This is a genomic window from Rhizobium sp. R693 (assembly GCF_002211315.1).
Taxonomy (GTDB): Bacteria; Pseudomonadota; Alphaproteobacteria; order Rhizobiales; family Rhizobiaceae; genus Rhizobium.
In genome coordinates, this window is sequence record NZ_LOKY01000025.1 from 26,283 (window position 1) to 35,353 (window position 9,071).

General features: G+C 60.1%; 8 protein-coding genes and 1 pseudogene. 2 read left to right on the forward strand and 7 right to left on the reverse strand.

Annotation, left to right across the window (positions count from 1 at the left end; genetic code table 11):
* Nucleotides 1-11: 11 nt before the first annotated feature.
* Nucleotides 12-786: pseudogene (locus tag ATY79_RS19945) on the reverse strand (ComF family protein).
* A 93-nt stretch (nucleotides 787-879) separates the two neighbouring features.
* Here ATY79_RS19945 and ATY79_RS19950 point away from each other — a divergent pair.
* Nucleotides 880-1,764, forward strand: a complete 885-nt coding sequence (locus tag ATY79_RS19950) for a methyltransferase domain-containing protein (protein WP_088704680.1) — start codon at nucleotides 880-882, stop codon at nucleotides 1,762-1,764.
* Between the two features lie 8 nt (nucleotides 1,765-1,772).
* Here ATY79_RS19950 and ATY79_RS19955 read toward each other — a convergent pair whose 3' ends face one another.
* From ATY79_RS19955 to ATY79_RS19980, 6 genes are all read right to left on the reverse strand, one after another.
* Nucleotides 1,773-1,937 (reverse strand): Flp family type IVb pilin, encoded by a 165-nt coding sequence (locus tag ATY79_RS19955; protein WP_088693710.1) that lies wholly within the window; start codon nucleotides 1,935-1,937, stop codon nucleotides 1,773-1,775.
* Nucleotides 1,938-2,003: 66 nt separating this feature from the next.
* Nucleotides 2,004-2,321 carry a hypothetical protein gene (locus ATY79_RS19960; RefSeq protein ID WP_088693704.1) on the reverse strand — a complete coding sequence of 106 codons (318 nt, stop codon included), beginning with the start codon at nucleotides 2,319-2,321 and terminating at the stop codon, nucleotides 2,004-2,006.
* Between the two features lie 123 nt (nucleotides 2,322-2,444).
* Entirely contained in the window at nucleotides 2,445-2,858 is a 414-nt protein-coding gene (gene mutT / locus ATY79_RS19965) for an 8-oxo-dGTP diphosphatase MutT (RefSeq protein WP_088693705.1), read from the reverse strand.
* Complete coding sequence (locus ATY79_RS19970) at nucleotides 2,855-3,637, reverse strand: GNAT family N-acetyltransferase (protein WP_088693706.1); 783 nt, start codon at nucleotides 3,635-3,637, stop codon at nucleotides 2,855-2,857. Before ATY79_RS19970 ends, mutT begins: the two co-directional genes overlap by 4 nt.
* A 7-nt stretch (nucleotides 3,638-3,644) precedes the next feature.
* Nucleotides 3,645-4,886, reverse strand: a complete 1,242-nt coding sequence (gene argJ, locus ATY79_RS19975) for a bifunctional glutamate N-acetyltransferase/amino-acid acetyltransferase ArgJ (protein WP_088693707.1) — start codon at nucleotides 4,884-4,886, stop codon at nucleotides 3,645-3,647.
* 117 nt (nucleotides 4,887-5,003) lie between these two features.
* Nucleotides 5,004-5,891, reverse strand: coding sequence for a peptidylprolyl isomerase (locus tag ATY79_RS19980; RefSeq protein WP_088693708.1), 888 nt, complete (start codon nucleotides 5,889-5,891; stop codon nucleotides 5,004-5,006).
* Between the two features lie 246 nt (nucleotides 5,892-6,137).
* Between ATY79_RS19980 and secA the strand changes: the two genes are divergently transcribed.
* Nucleotides 6,138-8,852, forward strand: coding sequence for a preprotein translocase subunit SecA (secA, locus tag ATY79_RS19985; RefSeq protein ID WP_088693709.1), 2,715 nt, complete (start codon nucleotides 6,138-6,140; stop codon nucleotides 8,850-8,852).
* Nucleotides 8,853-9,071 lie beyond the last annotated feature (219 nt).

The following is a 9,071-nucleotide window of genomic DNA, read 5'->3' on the forward strand; positions in this document are numbered from 1 at the left end:
TTATCTTTTCGTCATATAGTTTCTGAAAGAGCCCTTGCAAAGGTCAAAACCGTGATGTCCGCCGCTCCTGCCTTGCGCAGTACCTTCGCTGCCGCGGCGACTGTGGCACCAGTCGTATAGACATCGTCGACGAGGATTAGCCGCTTACCGAAGACATCGTTGTCCCGCGACTTGGCAATGGCAAAGACACCGCGAACATTTTCCTCGCGCGCCTTTGCGCCGAGGCCGACTTGCGGGCGGGTGCGCTTGATGCGTGTCAAGGTTGCCGGCAGAAGCGCCTTGCCGGATTGCTGCGCGAGATGACGCGCCAGTTCGGCCGCCTGGTTGAATCTCCGCGAAAACATACGGCTTCGATGCAGCGGCACCGGCAGGATGGCGTCACACCGTTCGACCATTCCGTCACTCGCTCTTAGCATCCACCGAGCCATCATCGGCGCGAGATCTGTTCGGTCGCGGAATTTCAGGCCGTGCACCAGCTGCCGCACCGGTTCGTCATGAAAAGCCGCAGACCGTAACCGGTCGAACGGCGGCGGATTGGCAATCGCCTCGGCGCTGAGGATGCCAGACCCAAGATCATGCGAGAACGGTATACCCAGCACTTCGCAATACGGCCGTTCGATGAAACGCAGCGGACCAGCACGTCGGGCAAAGACCGCCGTGACGGCCGGTGGTGATGCCGCAAACCACGCATCCCGGCGGATAGACGAGGTCCGCCAGTAACCCGAAGGGACGCGCCACAAGCGCCCTTTTCAACTGCATGGAAGATCGTAATCTCCTAAGGCCCATTGGCTCTTCAACCCTGTCACGAAAGATTAGCGCGTTTCGCCTCAGAGGAAAATCGCCTTGCCGCGCCTGCCCTGCAGGATTATTCACTGCGCCATGGACATGATCTTCGACCAGGCCCGCATTGCGGCAAACCGCCATCGCGCGCTTCGCAACCACGACCCCAAGGCGGCGTTCCTCCTTGATATCGCCGCCGAGGAACTGGGTGAGCGCCTTGCCGTAGTCGAACGCACATTCGAACAGGCGGTCGAGCTGCATGGTGCGACGGGCGCTGCGGCCCATGCGGCGGTGGCGACCGGCAAGATCGGGCAACTGACGCGCGTCGAGAGCGAGCGGACCTATGTTAAGGCGGACGAGCCCTTTGTCGAGGCCGCGTTGGAAGAGGTTCCACTGGAGCCGCAGTCGGCCAACCTGGTGCTGGCGCCACTGAGCCTCCACCTGACCAACGATACGCCCGGCGTTTTCATCCAGATCCGTCGCGCCCTGAAGCCGGACGGGCTCTTTCTTGCCGCGATCCCTGGGGCCGGCACGCTGCAGGAACTGCGCGAAGTGCTGCTGGCGACGGAAATCGAGATGACCGGGGGCGCGAGCCCACGGGTGATCCCCTTTGCTGACGTCCGCGACGTCGGCGGCCTGATGCAGCGCGCCGGCTTCGCCCTGCCGGTGATCGACGCCGAGACCTATACGGTGCGCTATGACTCGATCTTTCCGCTGATGAAGGATCTGCGGGCAATGGGCATGAGCAATCCGCTGATCGCGCGCAGCCACAAGCCTTTGACGCGCGCCTTCTTTCTACGTGCGGCCGAAATCTACGCCGAGCGTTATGCTGACCCGGACGGCCGGATCAGGGCAACCTTCTCGATTATTTATGTCTCGGGGTGGGCGCCGCACGAAAGCCAACAAAAGCCGCTTCGCCCTGGCTCGGCGAAGGTCAGGCTCGCCGACGCGCTAAGGGTCGAGGAGCATAAGCTGAAACAGTAGAAATCGGCTTAGTTGGGGAACTGATCCGCGATATAGCTCAAGACGCTGTTGATATTACCGCCAATCGCCTGTGCCCCACCGATGAGAGCGACGGATATGAGGGCCGCAATCAGGCCGTATTCGATCGCGGTTGCGCCGCGGATGTCTGCCAGAAATGCTCTTACCACTCGCATATCCACCTCGGCGCTAAAGCGGCAGTCGTCCATCACGTTGCAACTGCCGCTGCAGCAACGCCAGTCTCAGCAGCCAGCTCCGTTTCCGTAACCCTGGACCACGCAGACGGAACCCGGGGTGTCCTGAAGAACGCTCTGGCGAATCGTGTAGCGCTTGCCGTTCTCGCTTTTCGGTATCGAGCCCGTTGTAATCGTATCCAATTCGGACGGCGCGCTGGCAAAGACGCTCGACTTGGATTTGTCGGCAAGCATCGGCGTCAAGATCAGAGTCAGGGCAACAACAGCGGTACCAAACAGCAGTGCGATGTTCAGCGCACCCGTTCTGCTCGAGGCAGTCGAGGCCTGTTCTTTTTCTCTCACAGCTTTCCAGAAATCGTCGTCCATGCGTCAAGCCTTTTACACACACGCCAGTTGCTTGATTGAGGCCGATATTTGGCAGAAGGTGTTAAACGATCGATTAATATCCACACCCAAATCGGACGCTTGCGGCATAATGATCAGAAATTTCTAAAGTAGATCCTGCAATATTGGAATAAGCGGCTCGTCAGCCGGTGGCATCGGGTAGTCGCGCAGGGCCTGCGGCCTCACCCATTTCAATGCCTGCCCTTCCTTCCCGTGCGGAATTCCTTCATAGCGCCGGCAGATATAAAGCGGCATCAGCAGGTGGAATTTCTCATAGGTATGGCTCGCGAAACTCAAGGGCGCCAGGCAGGCGACCTTCGTCGTGATCCCAAGCTCCTCGTGAAGCTCGCGCACCAGCGATTCTTCCGGCGTCTCGCCTTGCTCCACCTTGCCGCCGGGAAACTCCCAAAGTCCGGCAAGCGATTTTCCCTCAGGACGTTGCGCCAGCAGAATGCGCCCGTCGGAATCGATCAACGCGCAAGCGGCGACGAGAAGGATGCTTCGGGTTCCGTCGCTCATCGCGATAGCTCCTGCCGCCAATAGGAATAGCGGTAGGCCTCATGGAAGCCGAGCCGCTCGTAGAGCGCCAATGCCGGAGCGTTCGTCGCCTTGACCTGCAACCAGGCGGAACGGGCGCTGCGCATCCTCGCCCAGCGCAGAGCCGAGGTCAGGATTTCCAAGCCAAGTCCCTCGCGACGGCGCTCCTTGGCGACGGAAAGCGACATAATGCCGGCGAGGTCATTGTCTTGAACGCAAAGAACGGTCGCCACCGGCCCCGTCTGCGCATCCTCGATCATGAAGAGGCCCGATTGCGGCTTGATCGCATTTATGATCTCGGCCAGCGCGGGCTTCAGTTTGGACGACACGCCATCGGTTGTCAGGTTGGCATCCACGAAGCGGCCGATATCGTGCGTCGGCAGGTGATCGAGCGTATCCGGCAGCTCCGCATGAGCAAGATCGCAGGTCATCACGACCGTCTCGTCGAAAGGCACCCACTGCTGCTCCCGTACGAGATCGATTAGCACCGGCGAAGCGAGCGGCGTCTGACGAAGAACAGCCGGGCGACCATAGGCTTCGAACTTGCGGCTTGCCTTCGCGAGCCGGATCTCGACATCGCGGTGATCGGACGGATCGAGCGGCACGATTGAATTCAGCCGATTGGACGGATGCCCAGCCGTCAGCCGTATCTGCCAGCTGCCGTCATACTGCACGGACGAGGCCGGCCAGGCTCGAAAGCCAACGGCCTCCAGCCTGCGCACGAGCGGCAGATTTGCCTTCTTGGGTAATGCTTCAGTCAATGGAAGATCAGCTCCGGTAGTCACCGTTGATGGCGACATACTCCTTTGTAAGGTCGCACGTCCAGACCGTGGCGACGCCGTTTCCGAGACCGATGTCCACCTTCACAGGAATATCCTGCTGTCTCATCACGTTGGTCGCGGCTTCCTCGGAATAGCCGGCGTCGCGCTCGCCATTGACGGCGACCCGTACGTCGCCGAACCAGATCGCCAACCGATCGCGATCGGCCATTTCGCCAGACTTGCCGACCGCCATGACGATGCGGCCCCAGTTTGCGTCCTCGCCGGCGGCCGCCGTCTTGACGAGCGGCGAATTGGCAATCGACAACGCGATCTTCTTGGCCGCGGCATCGCTCTCGGCGCCGGTCACAGTGATCTCGAGCATCTTGGTCGCGCCCTCGCCATCGCGAACGACCTGCAGCGCAAGATCCTTGAGGAGATCGTTGAGGGCAGCGCGGAACGAGCCGAGGCGCTGGTCGTCCGCCTTCTCGACACGGACCTGACCGTCCTCGGCGGCCGCACCCGTTGCAAACAGCATCAGTGTGTCCGACGTCGAAGTATCGCTATCGACCGTCATAGAATTGAACGTCGGATCGACACCCGCGGACAGGAGCGACTGCAGGGCAGCGGGAGCGATATCTGCATCGGTGACGACGAAAGAGAGCATGGTCGCCATATCGGGCGCAATCATGCCGGCACCCTTGGCGATCCCGTTGATCGTCACCTTCACGCCGCCGATTTCGGCAGTGCGGGTCGCGACCTTCGGATAGGTATCGGTGGTCATGATCGCCTTGGCCGCCTCGAACCAGAAGTCGCCGGTCGCGTCCTTGTACATCTGATCGAGAACGCCAGAAAACTTGGTGGCATCCAGCGGTTCGCCGATAACGCCGGTGGACGCGAGGTAAACCTCGTTCTCGCCGCAGCCAACAGCAATCGCCGCCGACTTCGCGGTCAGGGCCGTCGCCTCGCGGCCTTTCAGGCCAGTGAAGGCATTCGCATTTCCGGAGTTGACGACGACGGCACGCGCTGCGCCATGCGGCAGGTTTGCGCGGCAGAAATCGACCGGCGCCGAGGGGCACTTCGAGCGGGTAAAGACACCCGCCACTGCCGCCGGCTTGTCAAACACCATCATCAGTACATCGGTGCGGTTCTTGTACTTGATGCCGGCTGATGCAGTCGCCATGCGTACGCCACGCAAATCGGGCATCGTGGCATAGGATTTCGGAGCGAGCGGAGAAACGGAACCGGACATGGCGATCGACCTGATGGCTGAATGGATTTCCGGGCGAAGTGTAGCCAGCTCGCTCAGCGGAAATACGACAACGAATAGTGAAGGGCCCGGGAAGAACCGGGCCCTACCTTTTAGATTTTACTGCTGCGGCTGCGGCGCGGGCTCACCGCCCGGCTGCGGCTGCTTGTTGGCATCTTCGTAGCCCTTGCGCAGCGCCTCGTCGGTGATGTCAACCTTGGACTTTTCCTTGGCGGCAGCAAGAAGCGCGAGATACTTGTCGCGCATGACAAGCTGGCGAACCTGATCCTTGACCTGATCGAAGGCCGGCGGAGCGGCATCGCGCTTATCCTCGACGAGGATCACGTGATAGCCGAAGTCGGTCTTCACCGGTGTCTTGGTGTAGGTGCCCTTTTCAAGCGCGAAGGCGGCCTCCTCGAATTCCTTCACCATGCGGCCCTTGGTGAAATAGCCAAGATCACCACCGTCGGCCTTGTTCGGATCGGTGGACTTTTCCTTGGCGAGATCCGCGAAGTTCTTACCGGCGTCGAGCTGCTTGATGACTTCCTTGGCCTCGTCCTCGGTCTTCACGAGGATGTGGCGGGCGTGCACTTCTTCCTGCTTCGGCAGAGCAGCGACTTCCTTGTCGTAGCGCGCCTTGACTTCCTCATCGGTAACCGTGTCGACAACGTGCTTCTTGAAATAGGCGTTGTGCAGTTCGCGATCGGCGAGATACTGCATGCGCTTCTTGAATTCGGCAGTCTGGTCGAGCTTTTCGGCAATCGCGTCCTGCGCCAGCAGCTTGACGTCGATGGCGGCGGACAGAGCGGCGATCTTCTTCTGGTCCTCCGGCAGCTGCGCAAGCTGCGGGTCGAGATTGGCGACGGCCAGATCGAGATCGGACTGATGAATCTCGACATCGCCGACCTTGGCAATGACGGCATCCGGCTTGTCTTCCGCACGGACAGGCGCCTGGAACGCAACGAAAGTTGCGAACGCCATCACAGCGATTTTGTTGTAGTTCAACATCAAATAACCCTTCACAGTTAAACCCACCGGCTTCAACGTCGTGAATCCAGCCTGAAACAGCCATCAACACCGGAATGTGGCCTTTCTATATCAGCCAAATCCGTTGACATCATTCGACCCCCCTCTTATCTGTCACGCAACCTCGCGTCCAGAACAGTTTCCTGGCGTTTCGAGACGTGTGCCTGAAATTCGGCCGGGCAGCGGATAAGAAAAGCCGGGGAATATTATTGAGAAAGGACCAGTCATATGGTCAGCTTTGGCGGTATAGCCCGCAAAATATTTGGCTCTGCCAATGACCGCCGCGTGCGGTCTTTCCAGCCGAACGTCGCAGCCATCAACGCCATCGAAGAGAAAACGAAGGCCCTGAGCGACGAACAGCTGGCTGCCCAGACCGTCGAATTCCGCAAGATGTTGGCAGACGGCAAGACACTGGACGATATTCTCGTGCCCGCTTTCGCCGTTGTGCGCGAGGCGTCGCGCCGCGTCCTTGGCCTGCGACCTTTTGACGTACAGCTGATCGGCGGCATGATCCTTCATAGCGGCGACATCGCGGAGATGAAGACCGGTGAAGGCAAGACGCTCGTCGCCACGCTGCCGGTCTATCTGAACGCACTCGCCGGCAAGGGCGTGCATGTCGTCACCGTAAACGACTATCTCGCCCGCCGCGACGCCGCCACGATGGGCAAGATCTACGGCTTCCTTGGCCTGACCACGGGCGTCATCGTTCACGGCCTGTCGGACGAAGAGCGCGCTGCCGCCTATAATTGCGACATCACCTACGCGACCAACAACGAACTCGGCTTCGATTATCTGCGCGATAATATGAAGTACGAGAAGAGCCAGATGGTCCAGCGCGGTCATAACTTCGCGATCGTCGACGAAGTGGACTCGATCCTCGTCGACGAAGCACGTACGCCGCTGATCATCTCCGGTCCGCTCGACGACCGCTCCGATCTCTACAACACGATCGACGCCTTCATTCCGCTTCTGTCGGAAGGCGACTACGAGATCGACGAAAAGCAACGCTCTGCCAATTTCTCCGAAGAAGGCACCGAAAAGCTGGAGAACCTGCTGCGTCAGGCCGGCTTGCTGAAGGGCGCTTCGCTTTACGACATCGAGAACGTGGCCATCGTCCATCACGTCAACAACGCGCTCAAGGCCCACAAGCTGTTCCAGCGCGACAAGGACTACATCGTCCGCAACGACGAGATCGTCATCATCGACGAGTTCACCGGTCGCATGATGCCGGGCCGCCGCTATTCGGAAGGTCAGCACCAGGCGCTGGAAGCGAAGGAAAAGGTGCAGATCCAGCCGGAAAACCAGACGCTGGCGCAGATCACCTTCCAGAACTACTTCCGCATGTATGACAAGCTCGCCGGCATGACCGGTACGGCGCAGACGGAGGCCGAAGAATTCGGCAACATCTACGGCCTCGACGTCGTCGAAGTGCCGACCAACCTGCCGATCCAGCGTACCGACGAGGACGACGAGGTCTACCGGACGTTCGAGGAGAAGTACAAGGCGATCATCGCCGAGATCGCGGACGCGCAGAAGCGCGGCCAGCCGGTTCTTGTCGGCACGACCTCGATCGAAAAGTCCGAATATCTGGCCGATCTCATGCGCAAGCAGGGCTTCAAGGACTTCCAGGTTCTGAACGCCCGCTACCACGAGCAGGAAGCCTATATCGTCGCGCAGGCCGGCGTGCCGGGTGCGGTAACGATCGCGACCAACATGGCAGGACGCGGTACCGACATTCAGCTCGGCGGCAACCCTGAAATGCGTGTCGAGCGTGAGCTTGGCGAAGTAGAGCATGGTCCGGAACGCGACGCAAAAGCCGAAGCGATCCGCGAAGAGATCAAGCAGCTCAAGGAAAAGGCACTCGCAGCCGGTGGCCTCTACGTCATCGCGACCGAGCGCCACGAAAGCCGCCGCATCGACAACCAGTTGCGCGGCCGTTCCGGTCGTCAGGGCGACCCGGGCCGCTCGAAGTTCTACCTGTCGCTTCAGGACGACCTGATGCGCATCTTCGGCTCCGACCGCATGGACAGCATGCTGCAGAAGCTCGGTCTCAAGGAAGGCGAAGCGATCGTCCATCCCTGGATCAACAAGGCTCTCGAGCGCGCGCAGAAGAAGGTCGAAGCCCGCAACTTCGATATCCGCAAGAACCTCCTGAAGTACGACGACGTTCTGAACGATCAGCGCAAGGTGATCTTCGAACAGCGCCTCGAACTGATGGAATCGCCGAACATCTCCGAAACCGTTTCCGATATGCGCCGTGAGGTCATCGAAGACCTCGTCGAGAAGCATATTCCGGAACGCGCCTATGCCGAGCAGTGGGACGCGGCAGGCCTGAAAGAGCGGACCGCCGCCCTGCTCAATCTCGATATGCCCATCGAAGACTGGGTGAAGGAAGAAGGCATTGGCGAGGACAACATTCGCGAACGCCTGACGGAAGCGTCGAATGCGGCCTTCACCGAGAAGACCGAGCGCTTCGGTCCCGATATCATGCATTACGTCGAGCGCTCGGTCGTGATGCAGACGCTCGACCACCTGTGGCGCGAGCATATTGTCAACCTCGACCACCTTCGCTCCGTCATTGGCTTCCGCGGCTATGCACAGCGCGATCCGCTGCAGGAATACAAGTCGGAAGCGTTCGAGCTCTTCACCTCGCTCCTCAACAACCTGCGCGAAGCAGTCACAGCACAGCTGATGCGCGTCGAACTCGTGCAGCAGGCGCCGGCCGAGCCGGAACCGCCATTCATGCAGGCGCACCATCTCGATCCGAATACCGGTGAGGACGATTTCGCGCCCGCTTATTTGGCTTCGGAAGTTGTTGTTGCCCCGGAAAACCGCAATCCGGCCGATCCTTCAACCTGGGGCCATGTTGGCCGCAACGAGGCCTGCCCCTGCGGCTCCGGCAAGAAGTTCAAGCATTGCCATGGTGCCTTCGCACAGGCCTGAGGCTGGCCGCAGCCAAACACTTTGAAATGCCGCCTTCGGGCGGCATTTTCTTTTGTGGAAACCGCGTTTCACTTTAAGCGCTGGCTGGGCTTCGCCCGTTACATGGGGTAATCGCGGGAGCGAGCCGCCGCTCTGGGCGCCAGATTGGTCACGGTAGTGAATAGCAAGGTGGTTGTTCCCCGATAAGATGGAAATACGGGCTCACGACTGGATGCCGGG

Coding starts and splice junctions, on each gene's coding strand:
- ATY79_RS19950 (WP_088704680.1), top strand. CDS start 880: ATGGACATGATCTTCGACCAGGCCCGCATTGCGGCAAACCGCCATCGC.
- ATY79_RS19955 (WP_088693710.1), bottom strand. CDS start 1,937: ATGCGAGTGGTAAGAGCATTTCTGGCAGACATCCGCGGCGCAACCGCG.
- mutT (WP_088693705.1), bottom strand. CDS start 2,858: ATGAGCGACGGAACCCGAAGCATCCTTCTCGTCGCCGCTTGCGCGTTG.
- ATY79_RS19980 (WP_088693708.1), bottom strand. CDS start 5,891: ATGTTGAACTACAACAAAATCGCTGTGATGGCGTTCGCAACTTTCGTT.
- argJ (WP_088693707.1), bottom strand. CDS start 4,886: ATGTCCGGTTCCGTTTCTCCGCTCGCTCCGAAATCCTATGCCACGATG.
- secA (WP_088693709.1), top strand. CDS start 6,138: ATGGTCAGCTTTGGCGGTATAGCCCGCAAAATATTTGGCTCTGCCAAT.
- ATY79_RS19960 (WP_088693704.1), bottom strand. CDS start 2,321: ATGGACGACGATTTCTGGAAAGCTGTGAGAGAAAAAGAACAGGCCTCG.